Below are 23,589 nucleotides of genomic sequence, written 5' to 3' on the forward strand. Positions count from 1 at the left end.
TTTTTTTGTGGGAACACAGGAAGCAGCCAAAAAAAGCATTGGAGTAGCAAACCATGATCGTCACTGAAGATAGAGCGCGTGAACTTGCACTTGATTGGGTTGAAGCTTGGAATACTCATAACCTCGATCGAATCATGTCCCATTACGCAGAAGATGTAATTCTGATATCGCCTGTCGCAGCGCAACTGTTAAACGAACCATCTGGGACAGTGACAGGCAAAGAAGCGCTACGAAACTACTTCAAAAAGGGGCTGGAAGTTTATCCTGACCTCAACTTTGAGTTGCTTGATGTGATGTGGGGAGTTTCCAGTGTTGTCCTTTACTACATCAACCAAAAAGGCACGAAGACAGGTGAGTTTATGGAAGTCAGTTCAACCGGAAAAGTGACTAAAGTTGTTGCTCATTACAACGGGTAGAGCGAGGTTATGCAAATGGCGGTAATATGGATGGCACAACCGAGCGATGCTGAGGCTTTACTTACTCTAGCTAGCGAGTCAAACGCAGTCCACTCGCCTGTGGTGTAAAGAAAATAACGCAATTTTAACCGCCCCCTCGGAAACCCACGGAGGTGGGTTTTGCTTGTATAGATGCGGTTTCAACCGCTCGGTCTTCCGATATGAACTGTATTGAATTATCTGGGGGCAAAATCAGTTAGGATGAATCATCAATCTTGGTTGACACTACTAAAAAAACACCGGGCGATCGCAGTCATCCGTTCCTCAGATAAGGAAGTTGCTTGGCAGATGGCATCAGCGGTAGCAGCAGGCGGAATCCAGTTTATTGAAATTACTTGGAATACCCACAAAGCCGCTGAATTAATTCCCCAACTCCGGTCTGAATTCCCTACTTTTAGTATTGGCACCGGCACTTTATTAAATTTAGAACAGTTGCAACAAGCAATCGACTGCGGTGCTCAGTTTCTGTTTACTCCGCATACCGATTTAAGTATGATTAAAACAGCAGTTAATGCCGGAGTGCCGATCGTCCCCGGTGCTTTTTCTCCTACGGAAATTGTGACCGCGTGGCAAGCAGGCGCTACCTGCGTTAAAGTGTTTCCGATATCGGCTTTGGGAGGCGCGGCTTACCTGAAAAGCCTGCAAGGCCCCCTGGGAAACATTCCTTTAATTCCCACTGGCGGGGTGACGCTGGAAAATGCGAAAGTATTTATAGACGCCGGGGCGATCGCCGTTGGTTTAGCCGGAGACTTATTTCCTAAACACTTAGTGGAAAATCGCGATTGGCGCGCGATCGCCCAAATTGCACGAGATCTTACCCAAAACTTAACAACTTGTTAAGTCCAGTTTCCCAATCCAACATTTCAAATCTAAAATCTAAAATAGGACAAGCCAATCTAAAATCTAAAACCTAAAATCTAAAATAGTACGAGGTGTGAGAAATGAACAGCATTATCAACTCAACTTACTTCCGCCGCGCTGGAACTTTCTGTGCCGGCTGCGCCCTCACTTTTGCTACACTCTGCGGCGGTTCAATGACCGCATTGGCCAGCGAAGAACACAACATAATTGCCAATAAAATTATGCTGTTGCAGCAATCCAGCGAACGCTGGATTGAAATAGATTTGTCAAGACAAAGGTTAATAGCTTGGGAAGGAAATACACCCGTTTACGCGGTGATTATTTCCAGCGGCAAATCATCGACTCCCACCCGCACCGGAACCTTTGCCGTTGAAACCAAACACCGCGTTACTAGAATGACTGGGCCGGACTACGACGTGCCCGACGTTCCCTATACAATGTATTACGACGGAGGCATGGCAATTCACGGCGCTTACTGGCACAATTTGTTTGGCAATCCCGTTACTCACGGCTGCACAAATGTAGCTGTCAATCACGCTAAATGGCTATTTGAATGGGCCTCGGTGGGAACACCCGTGGTGGTACACAAATCTCAGGTTTAGGGCATTGGGCATAGTCAAACACTATTCAATCTGTTAGAACCCCTACTTCTTAAAGAAGTCGGGGTTCTGGGTATTATGTTTTTTTAGGCGTGCTTACTTAACTGATGCTTTTAAGCACAATCCCAATTGTATAAAACTTTACTAAAATCTAATTCTCTGAGTGCTGATTCATCAATAAAAAAGTTACCTACACCACTGTCTCCCCACATGATCTCTACTGTCTCATTGCAGCAATCGGTATCCATTTGGAATAGAAGAATGTCCGGCTTTTGTTTTTGATCGGAGTTACTATTATATTTTCTTACGTCGTCTTGTGTAAAATATGGATAACCACCTATTTTATGACCAAAGGAATTCGATATTTCTCGGTACTCATCCTCAATTTCTGGGTTCATAAATAACTCGTTAATTTCTTCTCCTAATAGTTCAATAAATTGGTAGTCATCGGTACTAAGCGGCGCATATTTTTTAGTAAATTGCAAGCTGCAACAGCCATGAACAGGAAAATTTTCTAGTTCCGGCAAAAAATCATAATTGGTAATAATGTTTTCAACTTGGAAGTCTCGCTGAGGAAAATAGATTATTTTGAATTTTTGTTCGATTGCGGGATTATCTACATTGGCGTAATTGCCGAAATCTAAACCATATAGGTCATCGTCGGCTATATAAAACTGCAAAATTCCCCGATCGGGAAAACCCTCTAAAGGCGGTATTTCATCAAAGTTGAGTTGCGCTAGCAAAAATAAATATTTACCGTCACAAGTTTTGGGATATTCAAAGCCTTTAGGTAAATAAGGTAATCCCCCAAATTTACTCTGCCACCAATTAACGTCATCATTATTCTGGGTTTGGATTTCGATGTAAGGTTTAATGGTAGCTTCGATTCTGTCGCGATACTTTTCTAGTTCTGGAGAGAGTGGAGATTGTAGTTTGTAGTTCATCTGCTATTAACAATTTGTTATGAAGGCAATCCGTAGGTTGCGCCGAAGCGCACCTTACCTGTAAAGTCTCTCCTTAACTTAGCTGCACCACTGGTTTATCCTCTAACAAAGTTTCATTGGTCAACAAATCTTCGACGGTAATTCGCAAAAAGCGCTGTTCGTCAACGCGGAACAAAACTTTTATGCGATCGCTCCCCGGATACCCAGGCGGCGTCAATTGAGCGATGCTGCGGGCTCCTTCTTTATCATTTAAGGGCTGTACCGATGTTTGGCCCGCGAGTTGGCGAGTAATTAGTCTGTCGCCGTCAAAATATATCTCCGTCCCACCAGTTTCCGCTCCCAATTCGCCGATAATTAATTCTATACTTGGCTGATTTTCTAAAGAAGCCCCCAAGACTAATTCTACCGGTTGGCTCATCGGATAAGACTGGCCGGATTTGATTAAACTGTGCCAACTGTGGCAATTGTCGCGGCGGTTCCAGTAGCGAATTCCGTAACTGTGATAGAGAAAATCTTTTATTTCTAGCCCTTGACTCAGTTGCAGAGCACCTTGGGCGATCGCCTCAAAGGGTTTGTCGCAGCGAATTTTTGCGGGCTCGAAATATTGCTCCACCCAACGCCCGACAGCGGGAATTTGTACAGTACCGCCAACTAGCAAAACTGCATCGATATCCCCAATTTCTAAGCCTTGACGCCGCGCTTGCTGCAATACTTGATTCATGCACTCGTCGAGTTTGTCAAAAAACTGATGTTCAGCGAGGATAGATTCAAAACGAGTTCGGTCTAATTCTAATTCGTAACTCTCAAAGTTTTCGTCATCAAAATAAACCTCAACTGCCTGATTCACTAAAGACAACTGAATCTTTAACCGTTCTGCCAATCTCGTTGTAATCGGAGATTTTGCCAGCCCTTTTGTTTTAACAAAATAGTCAACCAGCCAATTATCAATATCAGAACCGCCTAAATTTTGTCCGGCTTTAGCCAAAACCCGGGCAACTTTTGTTTTTTGCGCTGAAGATTCAGCTAATAGCTTTTCGCCCCACTTGAGAATAAAACCGAGGGGCTTTTTGTCGGAGGAAGCGTCCAAACGCACCAAAGAAAGGTCTAGAGTTCCGCCGCCGAAATCAATGACTAACAGATTTTCGCGATCGGCTAAACCGTAACCCAAAGCAGCCGCCGTAGGTTCGTCCAACATCCGCACCTGTTCTACTTGCAGAGATTGAGACACTTTGCCCAACCAATGGCGGTAAGCTTCAAAACTATCTACCGGCACAGTAAAAATCAAAGAATCGATCGGCAAAGGCAGTTGGCGAATTGAGTTCACAATTTGGCTCAAATACCACTCACCTACTTGTTCAAAAGTAATAAGTTGCCCGTCAAGTTCCGGCACAAAACCCTGAACTGATGTGCCAATTCCTCGCTTAAAATTGCGGAAAAACCGAGAATCTCCACTCAAATCAAGGCCTCTGTCGCGGACTTGCTGACCGAGTATTACTTTATTTGCCACAGCGTCCTCAACGTAGAGCAAACTGGGAATTAAGGGCGGGTTTTGAGCCAAGATTGCCGACAATCCCGGTAATTTCAAAGTTTCGGGCTGCTGGAGGACTTGATTCCAGCGAGCGACGACGGTGTTGCTAGTTCCAAAATCAATTGCGATCGTCATTCAGCCAAAATACACAACTACTAGGGATTTAATCATATTATGGTATTTGGAGTCCCCAATGCCAACAGATTATCAAATTGTGCTGGAATAAAGACTTTGTTGCCACAAAAACTCCTTTAGGGCGGAGTCTTCAATTTTGTGCAACTGCATATTTTTCGACGCCACAAATAAGCACCACTTTTATAAGCGACACAAAACTCATACCATTTTAGATTTTAAAATGGGGAATGAATTACTGCATAAAGGTTGGGATTACTGGTCTACAGTTATATTGTTTTTTGAAAGTGGTATCGCCTGTCCGCAGTGGCCCCGCTTTTACCTTTGATATCAATCCAATTTTAAAAATAAGCGTAAAAAATGTTAGATATGGGCGATCGCCAAACAGCACTATTGGCTCTAACACTGCTTGTTCCTGCGGCTAGTATTGGTATCATAGCAGCCTTGTATATTGCCCCTGGAAGCTGGGGACAAACACTGTCAGTCTTTTGTCAAGTTTGGTTACTGGTTTTTCCGATCGCATGGTCTGTTTTTGTCGATCGCGAAAAGCTGCTTTTATCCCTGCCCAAGCGCCAAGAATTGCTGGCTGGAGCTATTTGGGGAATATTCATGTTTGCGGTAATTCTGGGTATCTATAGCCTTTTTGGTCAGCACTGGATCGAGCCTGTAGTTGCCAAAGAAAAATCGCACCAATTAGGTATTAGCAGCCCTACTATTTACTTGATTGTAGAAGCATATTTTGTGGTAGTTAACTCACTGATTGAAGAATTTACTTGGCGGTGGTTTGTCTGCAACAAGTGCCAGATTCTCATACCGGGAACAAAAGCAATATTTCTGAGTTCGCTATTTTTCACGATCCACCACATTTTTGTAATAGCAGCTTACAGCGACTGGCAGGCTGTGATTTTAGGTTCCTTAGCTGTCTTCACTGCCGGGATAATTTGGTCTAAGTCTTATCTAACTTATCGTTCACTTTGGCCTAGTTATATCAGCCACGCGATCGCAGATTTTGCCCTGGCAAGTATTGGTTGGCAAATCCTCTTTAACTAGCTGCTTTTTCAGCGACTATTCCTGGCAATTATACAGTAAAAACTGACCTTTTGCCCAACTCACTCTCCAGATTAATCTCTCCCCCCATCATCCGGGCGGCGTGCTACTGCAGCAGGCGATAATGCACCCTGATAAATTGTAAGCTTTTGCAAGGTATATGTGGCTGTAGCTGCGGTTAATGCCAACTAGCAGCGACAAGTGTTTGCTGGCATTGATGCTGATTGTACTGGGTTATTGACTGATGCTGTGCAATAATCGAACGTTCATATCTTCCCACCGGCAGATGCTTTCCGTTAAGGCCTCTGCTGTTAATTATAGCTTTGGTTTTGCTTGCGATCGCATAATTTTAGCGGCATGAAAACTGACCAACATATCGCTGCAAGCATCGGCGGCCGGGCCCCCAAGAGCAAACCGATGGTCATCCAGAATTGCAAAGTCAGGAAAAATGATGATTTCATAACATGAAATTTTTTGTACGCGAAATCGTTTGATACATACCACGAAGCCGCTGCTAGTGCTTAGGAGTTAAGGTGTACACAATATAGGCCGATTAACCTTGAGTGTTCTTTTGATCTTGATAGGGTCATGTGATAATTTGCTACTGATTTTTTTTACGGTAATTACTTATACACGACTTGGGCAGGGATGCTACATATACCCGGCTCCGCAGTGGCAGTCTCTTTTGGCAACTTTTTCATGCGATCGCCTTTTATTAACACATTTAAAACTCAGGCACCTAATTAAATTTATATCTGTGAAACTCTATGTTCTGTAGCACGATTGGGAAACCTATTTTTTCAAACAGTGGACGCCTCAACCATCTTTTTTCAGGAACATACGACAACTGAGGGCGAGGGATATCTCTTGAAAAACAGGGTTTCTCCCCTCATTCGCACGTCCACAACGGTCATTCGCGCGATCGCGCCCCTGTACGTATCTGAGAAAACCACCATCTCTGAATTTTGACAAAATCGGAGCTTGTATCAAGCAATACCGACAGCACAGTTACCCAAAAATCACAGCTACTGATTGGTATTTATATCTGTTAGTTCCATGGGGCAATTAACATTCTCAAGGTAAGAATTCCCCTTTGGAATCTGTATAAAATTTTGCCAAAGGCGATTTCAATCTACTGAATATTGTTGCTAATGCTACCTTTATCTCCCACCTTAAAAGTTGGCTAATATTCGGTTTCCCGTACATCCCTGTCTGTTGGATAGCAAATGATGTTATCTTGAACAGAGGGTGTTGTCGAGCTTGGTGTTTGTCGCGAAGAAAGCTCATATTAGATGAGGTATCTATCTTTAGGAGTAACTTTCCATGACCTGAAAATTATCCCTCTGGGAACTGTTTCGCGAGCACATCAATCCTTATTATCAATGCAATGACAGTGAACTTTTGGCAGATACATATTGGGGTGTTGCAAACAGTTGATCGGTTGCATTCTATGTACACACCAGGAAAGCGGTAATTAATATTCACCCGCCCCTCTTTCCTTTTGGGCTCTAATATCAGCGCTGGTAGCAGCGCCGAAAGCGAGTTAAAGTCGTCAGCGGGACTTAAAAATGAAAATCACCTTTGTGCTTCCTACTGTGTCTCTGGCTGGTGGAATACGAGTAGTATCTATTTTCGCAGAACGTTTGAGAAAGCGAGGACACTCCGTGTTCGTCATCTCTTTACCCCACCCGCAACCGAGTATGCGCCAGCAAGTCAAGTCGCTGCTGCGAGGGCGCGGTTGGATTTCCACACCTGAAAACGAACCCTCATTTTTCGATAACTTAGGTGTAGAACACAAAATTACCGATCGCTACCGCCCGGTAGAAGACAAAGATGTACCTGACGCTGACGTAGTAGTTGCCACCTGGTGGGAAACCGCCGAGTGGGTAGCCAAACTCTCTCCTAGAAAAGGAGCAAAAGCTTATTTTATCCAGCACCACGAAATTTTTGACTATCTACCTCAAGGTAGAGTAGAAGCAACTTGGATGCTGCCGATGCACAAAATTACGATCTCTAAGTGGTTAGTTGATCTAGCTCGGACTAAATATGGCGATCGCGAAGTTTCCTTAGCTCCTCCTACCGTGGACACCAAGCAATTTTACGCCTGTCCTCGCAACAAACAATCGGTTCCTACAGTTGGCCTAATGTACTCTACAATCTACTGGAAAGGAACCGACATCGCCCTCAAAGCTTTTTCCCTAGCTGCAGAAAAGATCCCCAACCTGCGTCTGGTTGCCTTCGGTACAGGGGCCCCATCCTCGGAATTGCCCTTACCGGCCAATGCCGAGTATGTAATTCAACCCGACCAAGACAAAATCAAAGACTATTACAGCAAATGCGATGCTTGGCTGCTGGCGAGCCGCTCAGAAGGCTTCGGCTTGCCCATTATCGAAGCGATGGCGTGCCGCACTCCCGTCATCAGTACCCCAGCAGGCGCTGCTCCTGAAATTTTGAGCGGCGGTACTGGCATACTTGTAAGACCAGAAGATCCCGAAGAAATGGCAAAAGCCATAGAGCGTATCTGTCAGATGCCAAATTCCAAGTGGCAAGCCATGTCGGAAGCCGCCTATGCCAAGGTGAACAATTATACTTGGGAAGATGCCACGGATCATTTTGAAGCGGCATTGAAAGTTGCTGTAGACAAATCTAAAGACCGCGACGTTAACGTAGATTCCTTTTCTCCCTACGAAAAATTGGCGGTTGGATGCTAAGTGCCGCGCCGCCATTTGAAATTCGGCGCTACGGGCGTTTTCGGCGCCGGATTCTGGGGAGAAACTCAATATAGTTTGGTGGGGTGGTTCTGCCACAAATAAAATCGCCCCTGTCCTATTTTCTACCCAGCAGTCTAGAGACGAATTCTAACCGCAGCGACGAGGGAATACTGGTTATAAATTGATCTGCCAAACTCTGAACCAGAGAGCAACGGAGGTTTTAAGGCTGCCTCCGTTACAGGTTAAACTTGTGTAGTCGTCAAACATCTGCCGATTTGTAATTGGGGAAAGTCCCTGACGACAAAGTAAGATCGGCTCGACTATCGAGTTACGATCGCCTCCAGCAGAGATCCCCACCGCGCACCCAACCCAAACAGAGGCTGGTAAGTGCCAACTTGCAGTTATGGAAAGGAGGAGTTTTAACCAGTATCAATCTTCCGTATCTATATGAAAATTACTTTTGTCCTGCCTACCCTGAGTCTTACAGGGGGTATGAGGGTGTTATCTATCTACACAGAACTTCTCCAAAAGCGAGGACACAAAATATTTATCGTCTCTATGCCCCCGCTGCAACCGACTTTTCTCCAACAATTGCGATCGCTGCTGAGGGGTTGGGGTTGGGAGTCCGCTCCCAAGACACAAAAGTCTCACTTTGATAAAGTGGATCTCAAAAGTCGAGTTATCGAAACCAACCGTCCAATTACTGACCTTGATGTACCTAATGCCCATATTGTCATGGCTACTTGGTGGGAAAATGCCGAGTGGGTGGCAAAACTCTCTCCCAGCCAAGGAACGAAAGTATATTTTCTCCAAGATTATGAGGCTTTTGACTACGTACCAAAAGGTCGAGTAGAGGCAACTTGGCGGCTGCCGAGGCACAAAATCGCTGTGGCCCAGTGGCTGGCCGACATCGCTAGCAATGAATACGGCAATTTGTCTGTATCTCTTGTCCCTCCTACGGTGGACACCAAACAGTTTTACGACCCCCAGTCCCGAGCGAAGCAGCCGCGAGGCAAGCAATTAGTTCCCACAGTCGGGATGTACTATACTACAACTCCCTGGAAAGGCTGCGATAGTGCCCTGAAAGCTTTCTCTATAGCTGCTAAAAAATTTCCCAATCTTCCTTTAGTTGCCTTTGGTTCCGGCCATACTCCTCCTCCCAATTTGCGGCCTGATGGCACGGAGTATAATAAAGCACCTACTCAAGACCAACTAAAAGAATTTTACAGCAAATGCTATGCTTGGCCGTTTTCCAGCAGATCCGAAGGCTTCGGCTTGCCAATTTTAGAAGCTATGGCTTGTGGCACTCCAGTCATCGCCACTCATGCTGGTGCGGCTGCGGAACTACTTGCTTGCTGGCGGGGGTGGCAGACTTGTCAAGCCAGAACACCCAGAGGATATGGGAAAAGCGATCGAGCAGATTTGTCACTTGCCTGATGCCGAAGGGCGCGCAATGTCCGAGACTGCTTGGGAAAAGGTGATAAATGATACTGGGGAGGATGCAACTAATCTCTTCGAGGCGGCACTATACACCGCTTTGGAACGTCAGGCACAATTAACGAACAAGACGTAAAATTGAGGTTGATTTAAAAGATTGGGGTTGGGCGATCGTTTAAGCGAGAATTTTTCTTGGGCAATTGAGTTGTCTTTCTATAATTTTACTGCCAAAAAAGACCTATGGCTGCATTAATCCCACTTGCTATGTTCGGCTTTATTCCAGTCGTTTTTTACCTGTTTGTGAGGTTTCCGGCTCAGCGGGCGGTAATTATAAGTTTTGTTGCAGCCTGGCTGTTTTTGCCGCAAGCTTCTTATCCTATCCCCCTACTGCCACCGTATACAAAAATTTCCGCAGCTTGCTACGGCATTTTGCTGGGGACTCTTATCTACGATCCTGCGCGCCTCACATCTTTTAAGCCCGGTTGGCTGGACGTGCCAATGGTAATTTTGTGTTTGTGTCCAATTATTTCACAAGTTAGTAATGGCGGCAGCCCGCTTTCTCCGACTATCAAGCAAATCGTTACTTGGGGTCTGCCTTATTTTTTAGGACGCTTGTATGTGGGTAATTTAGATGGGCTGCGACAATTGGCGATCGGGATTTTTGCCGGTGGGTTGGCCTACATTCCTTTTACTTTAATTGAAGGGGTTAGGGGCCCAATTCTGCACCAAATGATTTACGGGGTCAATGCCTTTGAGGACTGGGGTCAAGCAAGGCGTATGGGGGGGTGGAGACCGGTAGTATTTATGCAGCACGGTTTGATGGTGGGCCTGTGGATGATGACAGCCGCCTTAATTGCTCTTTGGCTCTGGCAAACTGGGACGCTCAAAAAGTTTATGGGCCGTAACATCAAAACTTTAGCAATTATATTAACTATCGCTTTTTTCCTGTGCCGTTCTACGGGCGCCTACAGTTTATTTGCAATGGCGTTGCTCGTATTATTCTCTGCCAAGTGGTTTCGCACCTCTTTGCCCTTGCTCTTGATAATTGGATATATAGTGTTTTATCTGTACGTAGCTGCATCGGGTCAATTTTCGAGCAAAGACGTGATTAATTTCATCACTCCAGTATTTGGCGAAGAACGAGCCGCCTCTTTGAAGTTTAGATTTGACAATGAAGAGATATTGGGGGAAAAGGCGCGGCAAAGATTTATGTTTGGCTGGGGAGATTCCGGCGGAAACCGCGTGTACGACGAGTACGGTAATGATATCTCGGTCACCGACAGCTTATGGATTATTGCCTTTGGTGTCAACGGTGCACTCGGTTTAGTTAGTTTATTTTCTTCATTATTACTTCCTGTTATTGTCTTTTGCGTGTTTAAATATCCCGCCAGAACCTGGTCTAATCCCAAGGTAGCACCCGCTGCAGCCCTGGGAGTAGCCTTAACTATGTACATGTTTGACTGTGTTTTGAACGCTATGACTAACCCGATTTTTGCGATGATTGCTGGAGGAATAGCGGGTCTGGTCTTAAAAGCTCCAGAAAGTCTTAAGGCCAAGAAAACCGGTTCGCCACCAAGAAGACAGGCGCTGGTTCACCAAAAATCAGGATGATTTTCATGAAGGCGATCGCTCCTTCACTTCAAGCTTGACACTATCTTGCCTTCCCTGGAGACAAAAACTAAAAAATCTACCACTTTTGGATGAAATGCAGTTCTGAAGCTGCCAGATATTTGTCACTAGGTTAAAATTTTAACCTCATAAACTCTTTTTTACATTCATATCAAATCCGGTTGCATTGGAATGATTAAACCGATCTTGACGCAGAGAATACAGAGGAAGAGAACAGAAAGATGAATAATTGCGATCCAACCGAATTTGATATCATTGGCAATGCTTCAACAAGTATTAGCACTGGATGGCTTTTTTCTTGAAACTGTGTTGCGAGTTATAAACTTAAAAGTGGGCTTTATACACTTTTTCTAAAACGAGATGATTCTTTACATAATCTTTAAAAATCCTCACTAGACACGCAGGGTTTAGGAGGATATACTGAGAAAAGTATGTTCACCGAAGCACCTAGGTAGTTAAAACACGAAACTGAATGGTGGGTTATAATAGTAGTTTGAGTTGTAGTTTAATATAAAGTGGGAAGGGAATCATAAATGAAAACCGTTAATTTATTGAATGTCTCGATAGATAACTTGTCAATCACAGAGTTGTTTGAAAAACTCGACTGCGAAGGTGGTGTCGTATTTACACCCAATGTAGATCACTTGATTAAGTTGCAGTATGACCGCGACTTCTATGAAGCTTACAATACATCTACTTATAGAGTCTGCGACAGTCAAATATTGATGTATGCCTCCAAGTTTTTGGGTACTCCTCTCAAAGAAAAAATTTCTGGTTCTGATTTGTTCCCTGCATTTTATATGTATCACAAAGATAACGAGAAGATTAAAATATTTTTGCTAGGAGCTGCTGAAGGTATTGCTAGGCAAGCCCAGGAAAAAATTAACCAAAAAATTGGTAGAGAAATAGTGGTTGAAGCACTTTCTCCTTCTTTTGGCTTTGAAAAAAATGAGGAAGAATGTGAAACAATAATTGACGCGATCAATAAATCAGGAGCGACAGTTCTGGCTATAGGAGTGGGAGCACCCAAGCAAGAGAAGTGGCTGGTTAAATACAGGAGCAAATTAACACACGTCAAAATTTTCTTAGCCGTAGGTGCAACCATTGATTTTGAAGCTGGTTGCAAAGCCAGAGCTCCCAAATGGATGAGCGAAGTCGGCATAGAATGGGCGTACCGACTGTTAAGTGAACCGAGAAGGTTGTGGAAAAGATATTTGATTGAAGGTTTGCCTTTTTTCCGATTAATCTTAGAACAAAAATTAGGGTTTTATAAAATGCCTTTCATGGACAGCAAAACCACCAATCTAAAATGGGAAGGTGGCTCCTAAAAATGGCAGCGACAAATCTCTAGCGTAAATTAAGCTGAGTATCAGAGAAAGTGCGTTTGGCTTCCAGGCAAGACTGATGCCATCTGTGGATAGTCCGATCGCAGTTTCTCTCAAAATAATTCATTTTTGCTTTCAAGTCCAGGTAAAATCGGAAAGAAACCTTTTGTGGAAAATCCTAATTAGGGATGCAACCGATGAATCTGCCTTCTTTCTTGTGGTTGTGGAAAATAGCGGCTTGGTCAATGGGTGTTGCCCTGTTGGCTTACCTGTTGCTGGCCGTTACTGGAACGTGGATGTTTGCCGCTAGGAGTACCAAACAACCCCGCCCAAAATGGCTGCGTCCCTTTCATTTAGCCACTGGTGCGGGGATGGCGACTTTGGTAATTTTACTGCTGGGAATTGGTGTAGTCGGTACGCTAGGATACTACGGCAATTTGGGTCACTCGGCTCATTTACCGGCGGGGTTAGCTGTTGTGGCTTTGGTGTTGGTTTCTGTGGGAAGCGGGCTGCAAATTGGTCCTAAACATCCTTGGGCGCGTCCCCTCCATATCGGCACTAATTTGGCCTTGTGTGGGGGATTTGTGACTGTGTTGCTCACAGGATGGACGATCGTACAAAAGTATTTGCCGAAAGTTTGAAACCTGTCTATTTGACCTCAAACTATACCAAATGTTCCAGGGAAAACATATATGTAAGGTGCGCTGCAGCGCACCTTATGTTTAATTTTTTTGCGTGAGTCCGCTTTGGGTGATGAATTCTAAAATATGCTGCGCGGTAGTCTGTGGCTTTTCTAAGTGGGGAACGTGCCCGCAGTCGGGTATCCAGATTAGTTGAGAATTTGCGATCGCCCTTGCAAACTTTTCCGCATCCCCCGTCCCCAAAATCCGGTCTTGTTTTCCCCACAAAATCAGAGTCTGCTGCTGAATTTGCGATAATTTTTCCCCAAAACCTCCGTAACCGCCGCTTTTGGTAAACGCAATTAAAGCTTGATTCCAGTTGGGCATTTCCAAGTGCAAAGCAGCACAAGTTTGAGCGTCTTGAGAAGCCAAATTTTTATCGAAATAAGCATTGACGCTAATTCGCTGGCGAATTTTGGGATTGCGTAAAAATGAAGTTGCCAGATACCCTAAAGGAGGAATTAAAAACTTTCCCTTATTAGAACTGATGGCAAAACCTGCGCTATCTATTAACACTAATTGTTTCACAGCTTCGGGATAATTGAGAGTGAAATCAATGGCTGCTGCACCTCCCATTGAAGCACCGACTAAGATTACAGGCTGCGAAATTAGCGTTTTCCAAAAATAGTAAAGATGACTTTCAATTGCCCTCGCGCTGAATGCCAAACCAGCCGCTCTTTCTGTAAAGCCAAAACCCAACAAATCAACCGCCCAAGTTTCATTTTCAGCAGCTAGCAGCGGCAACAGGCGGCGGAATTCAAACAAGGAACTGTCGAAGCCGTGAATTAGCAAAATCGGTGTGTTGCCCCTGCCTTGGCGCACGTAGGTTGTGGCAATTGGCTCAGAAGATAGGGGAGTTGTAATGGCCTCTCGCTGAATGCTTTGGGCTAAGGCAATTGAGGTAGATTCTGTGAGTTGTGCGATCGATTTTGGCAAAAAACTTGCTGGCATAATTCTTGATAAATTGTGAATTGGTAGGGGCGATGCCACTCTGTCCGCCCTAACATTTAAGTATATATGCTTGCTCAATCGCTATTTTAGGAGTTCGGGCGAGTCCTTAAAATTCGATCGATACTCAGTATCCTTCAGCCCAGTCTAAGGCTGAGTTTGTTAACAAGATGTTAAAATATTTTATAATCGTTGTTAATAATTGCTGTTTAATCTACCCTTACCTTCCTCTGCGTTAAGACCGTCTCTGCAGTTTATTCACAAAAACTAATTGACAAATCTAATAAAATTAGCCTACCATTTACTCAAACATCTGAATATATTTTCAATATTTTTTACAATTCTTCTAAAATATCAAAAACAGACTGAGGATAACTCAAAGTCCATACCTCAAAATCGTAGCAAATAAAATTGGCAGCATGGACTGGGACAACTGCGCCAAAAAAAGTCGAAGCCTGTATGCAAAAATTGCCATGAATTACGGAAATTAATCTAGTATTTGCCACATTAAGTTTCGATAAATTAAACAACGAATAGCAAGCTTACCTAAAACTTAAAATTTAAAATTGGTTGGTGGCTGTGTACATATAGCCAAAAGTTGAGTATTTTTTCGCCCACTTGTTCTGGATAGAAGTGGTGAAAGAAATGTCTACCGTCTTGACATTCCCAAAGCATATCGCCTTTTTTAAGAAATTTAGACCAGCGACGCATGACAACAGGAGATACCAGAAAATCAGTTTTGCTGCTGCATATTAACAAAGGTACTTCTACACCTTCATTGTGGGAATTACTAATCCTAAATAATGAGTTAGGACAAGGAGAACAGGCTAAGTCATCCTCAAAATATGATATGAATTTTTGATGGATAATTTGATTTTTGCATCCCAGCATATCGCCTACTATTTGATTCAAAACTTGTTTGCGGCTCCGGGGAAAAGCTGAAAGATACGTATAGTAATGTGCTTGCCAATTAATAGGAGATGGCAAACCCACAGATAAAAGTCCCAAAGAACGTACTTTGTGAGGATAGCGGCGCGCATACATTAAACCAACTAATCCGCTGGTACTGTGGCCCAGGAGATGAATTGGGCGATCGCGAAATGTTAAAAAATCGTGCAAAAGTTCAACAGCCATATCTAAAGAGCAAGCTTCGTCTTCAGTTTGTTGGTATTCCCATATCTGCACGGGTACAGAATCATTTAAGTAGAAAAGCAGCGATCGATCGAAGAATTGCAAACTCGGACTTACACTTAACCAAAGCACGTCTTCAGAACTAAACTTCATTTATTTTAAGTTGAATATCGAGTTATTCACAATTATAATTTATAGCCTTTCTCAGAAAGATGAGGTACTATAGGGCATATGACATAGGGCATACCTCACTTTTTTGAGAACCGCTGTATTTGCTAGATTTTCGGGGCGGGTTGAGTGCGTAATTTTGATTGTCGCACATCATCTAATTGCCAAACCCGCCCTACCCTGAAGTCTACAAGCTAAATTCTCTCTTGAGTTGAGATACCCAAGATTTGATGCGCGATTCCGTCAGATCGGATTGGTTGTCTTCATCAATAGCAAGACCCAAAAACTTGCCATCAACTACAGCTTTAGACTCATTAAAATCATAGCCATCTATCGGCCAATAACCAACTGTTTCACCGCCCTGTTCAGCAATCTTTTCAGCCAAAATCCCCATTGCATCCATAAAATTATCAGGGTAGCCTTCTTGGTCGCCAGTTCCCACGTAAGCTACTTTTTTGCCACTAAAATCAATATCATCAAGTTCAGGCAAAAAACATTCCCAGTCGCTTTGCAGTTCGCCGATATTCCAAGTCGGACAAGCGATAATCAGACATTCGTATTCCGCAAAATCATCATTTTCAACGCTGCCGATATCGTGCAAGGTCACGATATCGCCACCAAATTCATCTCGAATCATTTCAGCTACAGACTCAGTTTTCCCAGTTGTAGTTCCGTAGAAAAGACCAATTGATTTCGACATTGTTACTCCGAAGGTGAAATTTGATAGTGCTTGAGAATTATTTTTTTTGAGTCAGGATTTGGCATTTCCTGCCTGCAATTCAGACAAAAACAGTAGACACGGTTGTGGCGAACCTGAGAAATTAGGGAGTCAAGGCAGCAAGGACACTGTTTTTTCATCTACTTAAAGTTGAAAATTCATTAACCAAGCTGACTCACTCAGATCGGGGTCTGGTTCGCAGTCAATTAGTAACAAATTCAGCGTCGTTTGTACTTTTAGACTGCGCGGAATGCCGGCGGGTACAAACACAAATACTCCCGGTGTTAAAGTGACTGTTTGATCGCACACCGTGAGAGTTCCCACTCCTTCTAAGACGGCGATGGTTACATCTTTAAACTTATCGAGGTCAGGTATTTCGGAATTTTTACCCAAACTCATCAGTTTTTGGCTGTCGGCTGGTTGTCCGTCGCTGATTGGCGAGGCTGACGCGGAAACTATTGCTGCTGTCACGGTGATTGACCTCCAGGTACTGTTAACTTCCGGCAGTTATTGCAATTAATATTCAATAAGCTACATGCAATCTAGATAAATTGTCAACAGTTGAACATTAAGTTTTGTTGCAGTCGGCCGTGTATCTGGGTTGAAAAGCAGCATTTGCACCCGCAAATTGAGACAGGGCGGTCATTTGGGTCAAACAAACTGCGATTGGCGATTCGGTTCACGCCAAAATACTTGCTAATTATTATCATTTAACTTTAAAACACTCATCAGTCATCATAGGACTTACGCAGAAACCGGGTTTGATGGACGAAAATATTGCATCCCGGCCTTTGACACTGATGAAAAACCCGGTTTCTTTAGTATTTATCCGTAAGTTCTACATCAGTCAACAGTTAACAAACAGCCCACCGCCAACAGTCAACAGCCAACAGTCAACAGTCAACAGTCAACACACTACTTCTTCGCCCCAACGCCAACATACATAATCGACTTATCCTCATTAATTTGGATTTTAAACAACCCTGATTTTTTGTAATCCATATAGTTAGCTAGATTAGATGTTAGAGTTTGAGATACTTGTTTTAAAATACCCGCCGAAGGAAACACCTGCTTGCCGCGTGTAAAATCTTCCCAAAACCCGTGCATTGTGGCTAACATAGCGCCAATTTCGCCAAACATATCAAAACCTTTAATTTGAATATTGCCAAAACCAATATCCTGCATTACCACAGATAGTTCCTCCGGGGTAATAAATTTTTCCCAATCGTGAACGCCCCGCCTAATTTCCTGCAAAATATTTTCCATCAGTCCTATCATCACAATTTGCGAGGAAAAAGTTCGGTTGATTGTATCAAAAAAGAACAGTCCCCCAGGCTTGAGAATCCTGTGCACCTCAGACACAACTTTTTTGTAATCCGCCACGTGCTCCAAAACATCCACGCAGATTACAACATCAAAGGTATTGTCGTCGTAGGGCATATTTTCGGCAAAGCCTTGCCTGTAGTCAATCTCAAAACCGCTGGTAACTGCGTGATTTTGAGCGGCTACAATACATTTGTCCGATCGATCTATTCCAGAAACAATAGCGCCTCTCTCGGCCATAAACTCGCAAGAAAAGCCGCCGCCGCACCCGACATCTAAGGTTTTCAGCCCTTGCCAGTTAGTCGCGTGTCTGTCGAAGAACTCAAATCTGGGTTTGTTTAGGTGGTATAAAGCATAAATTTTAGCATTTTCGTCCCACCAATTATCGGCATTTTCATCATAAAATTCTAAATCATTTTTTACTTCTGTTTTCTGCACGATTTTCTCAGTCCTGATTAGTGGAAAATATATATGGCGATTGCACATTTGCGGGATTTTATAGGACGCCTATACACCTAATTTTTGTAAAAAAACAGAGGTTTCGTGACAAATTCGCAGGCAGACACCAGGTTCCTGAATCCGCGCGCGTAAGTTCTATTTTATCGTTAGTTGTGAATCGCCACAGTTTTTTATTATAATAGCTCTGGCATAAATTTCAACCAGATGGATCGCGTTTCTATTATCATCCCAGCCCTCAACGAAGCGACTTGTCTGCAACGCACCCTCCGCCAACTCAGCATCCTTAATCCTCCCGCTTGGGAAGTGTTGGTGGTAGACGGCGGCAGTCAAGACGAAACAGTGGCGATCGCACTTTCCGCCGCCACCCGCGTTATTTCTAGCAGTATAGCCGGACGATCCCTGCAAATGAATTTAGGTGCTCAAGTCGCCACCGGTGAAATTCTGTGCTTTCTCCACGCCGATACTTTAGTTCCCGACGACATTGTAGCAGTCATCCAGAAAACTTTGTCCGATGCGGAAATTTCCGGCGGCGGGTTTATCTCCCTGATGGCTGGTTCGCAGCAAACAAGATGGGGTTTTTCCCTCCACAATTACCTGAAAACTTATTACGCGCCGCTGTTATTTCGACCTCATTTATTTTTCCAAGGATTGCGCCTGCTGTTTGGCGATCAAGTTATTTTTTGTCGCCGTAGCGATTTTTGGGAATGCGAGGGTTTCGATGCTGCGCTGCCAATTATGGAGGAAGCGGATTTGTGTTTGAAGTTAGTGCGACGGGGGAGACTTAAGTTAGTCAATCGGGTAGTGGAAAGTAGCGATCGGCGAGTTGCAAATTGGGGCGAATTTAAAGCAATTGCGATCTATCTTTCGATTGGTTTTTTATGGGGTTTTGGCGTTTCCCCAAGGTATCTCAAGCAGTTTTATGAAGACATCCGCTGAAACACAAAATTTGATTAAATTGCCAGAATGTACTGGCTGTAATTTTTGGGCAAAACTTTCTACAACAGGTAAATAATCGCCCAACAACCGTACAAATGACCTCTCACTAAAAAGCCGAGTTTCAGCAGCGGAGATACGAGGCTAATAAACTTATAAAACGCTAACAAAACCTATTTCACTACCGTCTAATCCAGGAGATATAAAGGTAATGAATAAGCAGACAATATTGTGATTAACCCAGATACTCTATCTACAGGAAAGTGCGATACTCTTAGAAAATGCGAGGATGGACAATACGAACAAAATTGCGTATCTTTGAGAAGATATTTTAAAAAAAGAGCGGAGAAACCATCCCGCCGAATTAACTCCACTTACCAGGTAATATTCCCAAATGCTAGCTAGATAAAATGCGAAAAAAAAATCTACCTCAATTAGGTAGACTTTTAGAAATTTTCCAGCAATGAGTTCACTGTTGGCTAACCGTTGTTGTGATGGATGTGCGACGTAGAAACACTATCCAACTGATCGCGCCCGTTGCGGATCACGCGCAGCATATCGCTCAACTTGTGCTCGATATTATCGAGCACTTGGTCGGCATAATCATCGGCTCCGTTTTGAATTTCCTCGCATTCAGCCATCGCCCTGACTCTCATCTCTTCCAATTCCTCTTGAGCCTGGTAGCGAATTTGTTCGACTTCCGCCAGCGTGGCCTGCTGAATTGCCTCGCAGTCGAGCAAAACTTGCTGGCGCAACTGATCGGCCTCTATCTTCGCCTGCTGGAGCAGGCCCATATCGTTTAAAATTTCTGCTGCTCTCTGTTCTGCTGCTTCTATCACTTCCTGAGCGTAAAGTTCCGCCTCTTGAAGCAAGTCGTCTTTGTGCCGGATGATCGTCTCGGCTTCCTGAAAGGCGATCGGCAAATTTAGCCTCACCAAGTCTAACTGATCGAGCAACTGTTCTTCATCCACCAGAGTGCGTCTGGTCATGGGAATTCGTGGACTGTCGAGAACAATTTCCTCAAGCCGGTTCAATTCCCGCTGGATGTCTACTCCTGCGGTTCGGGTGGGGTCTCCGAAGGCGGATGTGTTCTGAGGCGATTCGTTCTCAGTGCCGCGTCCGGTACTGTCGGGTTCGATGCGAGTTGGTTCCTGCTGGCGTAACATTTGTAAATATCTAGGGCGACGTGTTTCGGAACAAGATGATCTACGGAGCCACCAAACTTGGCTATTTCTTTAACTACACTACTACTTAAAAAGCTGTACTCGTTAGAAGTTGCCAAAAAAACTGTTTCAATTTCACCCAGAAGGGTTTTATTGGTGTGGGCCATCTGGAGTTCCATTTCAAAATCTGTTAATACCCGGAGCCCCCGCAGCAGCACTTTGGCTTGTCGAATCTTAGCATAGTTTACTGTCAAACCCTCAAAACTGTCTACTTCTACATTTGGCAAGTGTTCGGTAGAGCGCAGGATCTGCTCGATCCGTTCCTCTACGGTGAAGAGAGGGGTTTTGCTGGGGTTTCTGACTACCGTAACAATTACCCGATCGAACAGTTTAGATCCCCGCTCAATAATGTCTGCGTGACCGAAGGTAATGGGGTCAAAGCTGCCTGGATAGATTGCAATCACGAGTTTGGCTCAACGGAGTGAGGGGGAGTGGAGGAGTGGGGGAATGGGAGAGTGGGAGAATGGGAGAGTGGGAGAGTGGGAGAGTGGCAAAGCCGGAGATGTGGAAAATCTTCCTTCTTCCTTCTTTCTTCTACTTTTTCATGGAATGAGCTTTGTAGAAAGTTTCGAGGCTTTGCTTGTCGCCCACAAACCGCCAGTGCCAAGGCTCGTAACTAACGCCTTGGCGATTGTTTTTGGGGAAGGACATTTCAAAGCTGAAGGCGACGGCGTTGGCTTCTAACCACTTGAATGCTTCGGTATTTTCAAAACTGGGGCTGAGGTTGTGTTCCGGGGCGCTGCCGTCGCCGATGTCGATCGCGTAACCGGTGTGGTGTTCGCTGTAACCTGGAGGGGCGCTGACTTCGGCTCGCTTGCTGGCGTTTTGCCTGCGTTCGGCTTTCACGTCAAAAAATACGTGCTGTTGGTCTTGCAGGGAGCGAAAGCCGGATATGGGAGCGAAGTAGATGCCTGATGCCGCTGCGGCGTTGGCCATTTCCTGATATTTTGCTGCTGCTGAGGAGCGGAGTTTGATGCTACCGTCGGGGGTGACGCCTACCAAGTCTTTTGCTGGTGCTTCTGGGTAGGGCAAGTGTCCCAACAGGTTGTCTGGGGTTGCGGGGGCGGTGGCTTTGGGGTTGGTAGCTGGACTCGCGACCGATGCAGACGGCGAACTCACCGGTGCTGGGTTTTGTTGAGTTTGCTCTGCCTGACTGGTGGCTGGGAACAAGTTAAAGTTGAGGTGCAGCCAGATGCTGACCCCACAGGCTAGTGCGGCCAACCCTAGCAGTTTCCAAATCAGCCCTTTTTTCTTAGACTGACTCTGCCCTGCTTCTGGGTATGGATGGTCTCGCACTGCTTCTGGAATTTCGTCGGCGACAAGCTCCGAGGCTTGCGGGGGTTTTCTTGACAGACTAGCGTTATCCAAGCCAGCTCCACTCCTGCACTTCAATAAGGCTCAACGTTACAAATTGTAGACCGATATGGGCGATCGAACAGCTACAATTGCCGCTGAGAATATATCATCTCTTTCAGACTTCGCCCCGTCCCATCCGCCAACTCTCGCATCTGTTGCTTGGGCCCACAGTCGATCGTCCCTGCGAGGTCGAACTGGTTGGCGCTGGTAGCGCTGGTTTATTTTAAGTGTAATTTGTTACTGTTCCACAAAATCCCACAATTCTTCGATCGACACATCAAACGTCCGCGCCCATTTTAGCAGAGCACCAATGTCAGCCATTGCCATACCGGGCGATCGGGCATAACTTTTCAGCGTGGTGTAGTGAACGCCCGATCGAGTGGCAACCTCTGTCAGAGTCCAACCGTTCTCGGCAGCCAACTCTTGAATCCGCAACCTCACCAATCCCATGCTTGACAAATGGCAACTATTGTGAATTGAAGTAATTAGATATTAAAGGGCGATCGTCCCCCGGTCTCAGAAACGGAAGAGCAATAACTTTTTTAGACAGCCTCTCATTATATTTATTTTATGGTGAAAGAGTGTATTCACGCTTTTTGAGTAGAGTTTGTTTAGCAAACTCCTTAACTAATTTTATTCGTGAGTAGATCCATCTGGCATAATTGCACCAGTGAGTTTAGCATTTGCCAACTCTGCTCCTCCTATTTTTGCACCAGTTAAGTTAGCGCCAGATAAGTCTGCAAAGCCTAATCTTGCTGCACGGATGTCTGCTGAAACTAGCTCAGCACCACGCAGCTTTGCAGAGTTTAATTCCGCTTGTCGCAAGTCAGATTCAGTTAAGTCGGCTGTCGTTAGATCTGCACTAACTAATCTTGCATCATTCAAGTTTACCTGCTTCAAATTAGCCCGACTAAAATTACAGCCGTCTAGCCTTGCTCCCTGAAGTTTTGCACCACTCAAATTGGCATCTCTCAAATTGGAACTCTGCAAGTTTGCCGAATTCAAATTAGCACCTTGTAAATTGGCTCCCGTCAAATTAAGACTGCTCAAGTCCCTACCAGTTAGATCGGCATTTGGCAGTGATAAATAAGGAGCAATTAAGTAAGCGCCAGCTTTCACGGGATCGAAATCAGTAGGAAATAAAGTTGCTTGATTGCAAATCGCTCCTTGAAGCTGAACTCCTTTGAGATTTGCTCCATCAAGATTTGCTTCTACAAGGTTAGCATTACTCAGGTTTGCATTTGTTAAATCAGCATTTCTTAGGTCTGCTTTTCTCAAGTTTATCCCGCTTAAGTTAGCTTGAGCGAGGTTGGCTGTGGTGAATTTTGTTTGTTGACTAAGTTTGGCACCACTGAGATTTGCACCCTTAAAATTGGCTTCAACGAAATTTGCATATTCTAGGTTTGCTCCTTTTAAGCTTGCCTTGCTCAATTTGGCTTTTTCTAGTTTAGCTGATTGTAAATTAGCCTGAGAGAGGTTGGCATTGATTAAATTTGCCCGCTCCAGATTGGCACTGGATAAATTAGCCTGAGCAAGGTTGGCATTGATTAAATTTGCGTGATTCAGATTAGCACTGGATAAATTAGCCTGAGCAAGATTGGCATCTCCTAGTTGTGCTTCGTTAAATTTGGTGCTACAGAAATAAGCATCCCTCATATCTGCTCCCTTAAAAATTGCCCCGCTGAGGTTGAGGCTCTGCCAATTAACACCCCTTAAATTAGCTTTTGTAAAATTAGCATTACTCATGTTGACATCAGAAGCTAGGTTTTTACCGATCAGATTAGCACCAGCTAAATTAATCCCTGTAAAATCCCTTTCTCCCTGAGTGTAACGCTGCCAAAAATCCTCAACACTAACAACAGGTTCCAGACATTCCTCAGACTCATCCTCCACATCCTCCTCACCGCAGGGTAAGAGCATCTCAATTAGGCTTGACACAAGGACTCAGAAGAATCTAATGTAGGGTCAATAAAACAAGAAAA

23 protein-coding genes are annotated in these 23,589 nt (G+C 44.4%); 11 read left to right on the forward strand and 12 right to left on the reverse strand.

Annotated elements, in window-relative coordinates; translation table 11 throughout:
- The first annotated feature begins 53 nt into the window (after window positions 1–53).
- From QUA77_RS14000 to QUA77_RS14010, 3 genes are all read left to right on the forward strand, one after another.
- Window positions 54–416 (forward strand): nuclear transport factor 2 family protein, encoded by a 363-nt coding sequence (locus QUA77_RS14000; protein WP_333333611.1) that lies wholly within the window; start codon window positions 54–56, stop codon window positions 414–416.
- Window positions 417–656: 240 nt separating this feature from the next.
- A complete protein-coding gene (locus tag QUA77_RS14005) occupies window positions 657–1,295 on the forward strand; it encodes a bifunctional 4-hydroxy-2-oxoglutarate aldolase/2-dehydro-3-deoxy-phosphogluconate aldolase (protein WP_333040546.1) in 639 nt (212 codons plus the stop codon).
- Window positions 1,296–1,396: 101 nt separating this feature from the next.
- A complete protein-coding gene (locus tag QUA77_RS14010; RefSeq protein WP_333450659.1) occupies window positions 1,397–1,918 on the forward strand; it encodes a L,D-transpeptidase in 522 nt (173 codons plus the stop codon).
- Between the two features lie 110 nt (window positions 1,919–2,028).
- Here the strand turns inward: QUA77_RS14010 and QUA77_RS14015 are convergent, their stop codons facing one another.
- Both QUA77_RS14015 and QUA77_RS14020 read right to left on the reverse strand, forming a co-directional pair.
- The gene (locus QUA77_RS14015; protein WP_333450661.1) at window positions 2,029–2,859 is read right to left on the reverse strand and encodes a DUF1963 domain-containing protein; all 831 of its coding nucleotides are present in this window, start codon (window positions 2,857–2,859) and stop codon (window positions 2,029–2,031) included.
- A gap of 73 nt (window positions 2,860–2,932) precedes the next feature.
- The gene (locus QUA77_RS14020; RefSeq protein WP_333040552.1) at window positions 2,933–4,522 is read right to left on the reverse strand and encodes an Hsp70 family protein; all 1,590 of its coding nucleotides are present in this window, start codon (window positions 4,520–4,522) and stop codon (window positions 2,933–2,935) included.
- Between the two features lie 357 nt (window positions 4,523–4,879).
- Here QUA77_RS14020 and QUA77_RS14025 point away from each other — a divergent pair, with 357 nt between their 5' ends.
- The 6 genes from QUA77_RS14025 to QUA77_RS14050 all read left to right on the forward strand — a co-directional run bounded on the left by QUA77_RS14025 (window position 4,880) and on the right by QUA77_RS14050 (window position 13,309).
- A complete protein-coding gene (locus QUA77_RS14025; RefSeq protein ID WP_333040554.1) occupies window positions 4,880–5,569 on the forward strand; it encodes a CPBP family intramembrane glutamic endopeptidase in 690 nt (229 codons plus the stop codon).
- Window positions 5,570–7,134: 1,565 nt separating this feature from the next.
- Window positions 7,135–8,277 carry a glycosyltransferase family 4 protein gene (locus QUA77_RS14030; RefSeq protein ID WP_333040555.1) on the forward strand — a complete coding sequence of 381 codons (1,143 nt, stop codon included), beginning with the start codon at window positions 7,135–7,137 and terminating at the stop codon, window positions 8,275–8,277.
- A 498-nt stretch (window positions 8,278–8,775) separates the two neighbouring features.
- Window positions 8,776–9,714, forward strand: coding sequence for a glycosyltransferase family 4 protein (locus tag QUA77_RS14035; RefSeq protein ID WP_333119812.1), 939 nt, complete (start codon window positions 8,776–8,778; stop codon window positions 9,712–9,714).
- Between the two features lie 240 nt (window positions 9,715–9,954).
- Window positions 9,955–11,325: an O-antigen ligase domain-containing protein gene (locus tag QUA77_RS14040; RefSeq protein ID WP_333040558.1), complete on the forward strand. Its 1,371-nt coding sequence runs from the start codon at window positions 9,955–9,957 to the stop codon at window positions 11,323–11,325.
- 551 nt (window positions 11,326–11,876) lie between these two features.
- Window positions 11,877–12,671: a WecB/TagA/CpsF family glycosyltransferase gene (locus QUA77_RS14045; RefSeq protein ID WP_333040560.1), complete on the forward strand. Its 795-nt coding sequence runs from the start codon at window positions 11,877–11,879 to the stop codon at window positions 12,669–12,671.
- A gap of 194 nt (window positions 12,672–12,865) precedes the next feature.
- Complete coding sequence (locus QUA77_RS14050) at window positions 12,866–13,309, forward strand: DUF4079 domain-containing protein (protein ID WP_333040562.1); 444 nt, start codon at window positions 12,866–12,868, stop codon at window positions 13,307–13,309.
- 81 nt (window positions 13,310–13,390) lie between these two features.
- On the opposite strand, the gene QUA77_RS14055 is transcribed toward QUA77_RS14050, so the two are convergent.
- From QUA77_RS14055 to ubiG, 5 genes are all read right to left on the reverse strand, one after another.
- Complete coding sequence (locus tag QUA77_RS14055; protein WP_333450665.1) at window positions 13,391–14,299, reverse strand: alpha/beta hydrolase; 909 nt, start codon at window positions 14,297–14,299, stop codon at window positions 13,391–13,393.
- A gap of 543 nt (window positions 14,300–14,842) precedes the next feature.
- Window positions 14,843–15,580: an alpha/beta hydrolase gene (locus QUA77_RS14060; RefSeq protein WP_333450666.1), complete on the reverse strand. Its 738-nt coding sequence runs from the start codon at window positions 15,578–15,580 to the stop codon at window positions 14,843–14,845.
- Between the two features lie 202 nt (window positions 15,581–15,782).
- The gene (fldA, locus tag QUA77_RS14065) at window positions 15,783–16,295 is read right to left on the reverse strand and encodes a flavodoxin FldA (protein ID WP_333450668.1); all 513 of its coding nucleotides are present in this window, start codon (window positions 16,293–16,295) and stop codon (window positions 15,783–15,785) included.
- A gap of 162 nt (window positions 16,296–16,457) precedes the next feature.
- The gene (locus tag QUA77_RS14070; RefSeq protein WP_333059683.1) at window positions 16,458–16,784 is read right to left on the reverse strand and encodes a cupin domain-containing protein; all 327 of its coding nucleotides are present in this window, start codon (window positions 16,782–16,784) and stop codon (window positions 16,458–16,460) included.
- 444 nt (window positions 16,785–17,228) lie between these two features.
- Window positions 17,229–18,074, reverse strand: coding sequence for a bifunctional 2-polyprenyl-6-hydroxyphenol methylase/3-demethylubiquinol 3-O-methyltransferase UbiG (ubiG, locus tag QUA77_RS14075; protein ID WP_333188546.1), 846 nt, complete (start codon window positions 18,072–18,074; stop codon window positions 17,229–17,231).
- A 225-nt stretch (window positions 18,075–18,299) separates the two neighbouring features.
- On the opposite strand from ubiG, the gene QUA77_RS14080 reads away from it, so the two are divergent.
- A complete protein-coding gene (locus QUA77_RS14080) occupies window positions 18,300–19,031 on the forward strand; it encodes a TIGR04283 family arsenosugar biosynthesis glycosyltransferase (RefSeq protein ID WP_333450670.1) in 732 nt (243 codons plus the stop codon).
- A 476-nt stretch (window positions 19,032–19,507) separates the two neighbouring features.
- Here the strand turns inward: QUA77_RS14080 and QUA77_RS14085 are convergent, their stop codons facing one another.
- The 3 genes from QUA77_RS14085 to QUA77_RS14095 all read right to left on the reverse strand — a co-directional run bounded on the left by QUA77_RS14085 (window position 19,508) and on the right by QUA77_RS14095 (window position 21,619).
- A complete protein-coding gene (locus tag QUA77_RS14085) occupies window positions 19,508–20,194 on the reverse strand; it encodes a DivIVA domain-containing protein (protein WP_333067804.1) in 687 nt (228 codons plus the stop codon).
- Window positions 20,077–20,655: a pantetheine-phosphate adenylyltransferase gene (gene coaD / locus QUA77_RS14090; RefSeq protein WP_333040577.1), complete on the reverse strand. Its 579-nt coding sequence runs from the start codon at window positions 20,653–20,655 to the stop codon at window positions 20,077–20,079. The genes QUA77_RS14085 and coaD overlap by 118 nt, the downstream gene beginning before the upstream one ends.
- Window positions 20,656–20,785: 130 nt before the next feature.
- Window positions 20,786–21,619: a M15 family metallopeptidase gene (locus QUA77_RS14095; protein ID WP_333450672.1), complete on the reverse strand. Its 834-nt coding sequence runs from the start codon at window positions 21,617–21,619 to the stop codon at window positions 20,786–20,788.
- A 55-nt stretch (window positions 21,620–21,674) separates the two neighbouring features.
- Here QUA77_RS14095 and QUA77_RS14100 point away from each other — a divergent pair, with 55 nt between their 5' ends.
- The gene (locus tag QUA77_RS14100) at window positions 21,675–21,818 is read left to right on the forward strand and encodes a hypothetical protein (RefSeq protein ID WP_333067808.1); all 144 of its coding nucleotides are present in this window, start codon (window positions 21,675–21,677) and stop codon (window positions 21,816–21,818) included.
- 26 nt (window positions 21,819–21,844) lie between these two features.
- Here the strand turns inward: QUA77_RS14100 and QUA77_RS14105 are convergent, their stop codons facing one another.
- Window positions 21,845–22,057: a helix-turn-helix transcriptional regulator gene (locus QUA77_RS14105; RefSeq protein ID WP_333450676.1), complete on the reverse strand. Its 213-nt coding sequence runs from the start codon at window positions 22,055–22,057 to the stop codon at window positions 21,845–21,847.
- Between the two features lie 183 nt (window positions 22,058–22,240).
- On the reverse strand, window positions 22,241–23,545 hold the full coding sequence (locus tag QUA77_RS14110; RefSeq protein ID WP_333450674.1) for a pentapeptide repeat-containing protein: 1,305 nt from the start codon (window positions 23,543–23,545) through the stop codon (window positions 22,241–22,243).
- Window positions 23,546–23,589: the final 44 nt, after the last annotated feature.

The sequence above is a fragment of the Microcoleus sp. K5-D4 genome (assembly GCF_036704575.1).
Lineage (GTDB): Bacteria > Cyanobacteriota > Cyanobacteriia > Cyanobacteriales > Microcoleaceae > Microcoleus.

Bases quoted from the DNA above. Each gene is read 5' to 3' on its own strand.
- QUA77_RS14005 (WP_333040546.1), top strand. From the start codon at position 657: ATGAATCATCAATCTTGGTTGACACTACTAAAAAAACACCGGGCGATC.
- QUA77_RS14040 (WP_333040558.1), top strand. From the start codon at position 9,955: ATGGCTGCATTAATCCCACTTGCTATGTTCGGCTTTATTCCAGTCGTT.
- QUA77_RS14105 (WP_333450676.1), bottom strand. From the start codon at position 22,057: ATGGGATTGGTGAGGTTGCGGATTCAAGAGTTGGCTGCCGAGAACGGT.
- QUA77_RS14045 (WP_333040560.1), top strand. From the start codon at position 11,877: ATGAAAACCGTTAATTTATTGAATGTCTCGATAGATAACTTGTCAATC.
- QUA77_RS14100 (WP_333067808.1), top strand. From the start codon at position 21,675: ATGGGCGATCGAACAGCTACAATTGCCGCTGAGAATATATCATCTCTT.
- QUA77_RS14025 (WP_333040554.1), top strand. From the start codon at position 4,880: ATGTTAGATATGGGCGATCGCCAAACAGCACTATTGGCTCTAACACTG.
- QUA77_RS14030 (WP_333040555.1), top strand. From the start codon at position 7,135: ATGAAAATCACCTTTGTGCTTCCTACTGTGTCTCTGGCTGGTGGAATA.
- QUA77_RS14000 (WP_333333611.1), top strand. From the start codon at position 54: ATGATCGTCACTGAAGATAGAGCGCGTGAACTTGCACTTGATTGGGTT.
- QUA77_RS14055 (WP_333450665.1), bottom strand. From the start codon at position 14,299: ATGCCAGCAAGTTTTTTGCCAAAATCGATCGCACAACTCACAGAATCT.
- QUA77_RS14080 (WP_333450670.1), top strand. From the start codon at position 18,300: ATGGATCGCGTTTCTATTATCATCCCAGCCCTCAACGAAGCGACTTGT.
- QUA77_RS14060 (WP_333450666.1), bottom strand. From the start codon at position 15,580: ATGAAGTTTAGTTCTGAAGACGTGCTTTGGTTAAGTGTAAGTCCGAGT.
- QUA77_RS14015 (WP_333450661.1), bottom strand. From the start codon at position 2,859: ATGAACTACAAACTACAATCTCCACTCTCTCCAGAACTAGAAAAGTAT.
- QUA77_RS14010 (WP_333450659.1), top strand. From the start codon at position 1,397: ATGAACAGCATTATCAACTCAACTTACTTCCGCCGCGCTGGAACTTTC.
- QUA77_RS14085 (WP_333067804.1), bottom strand. From the start codon at position 20,194: ATGTTACGCCAGCAGGAACCAACTCGCATCGAACCCGACAGTACCGGA.
- QUA77_RS14050 (WP_333040562.1), top strand. From the start codon at position 12,866: ATGAATCTGCCTTCTTTCTTGTGGTTGTGGAAAATAGCGGCTTGGTCA.
- QUA77_RS14020 (WP_333040552.1), bottom strand. From the start codon at position 4,522: ATGACGATCGCAATTGATTTTGGAACTAGCAACACCGTCGTCGCTCGC.
- fldA (WP_333450668.1), bottom strand. From the start codon at position 16,295: ATGTCGAAATCAATTGGTCTTTTCTACGGAACTACAACTGGGAAAACT.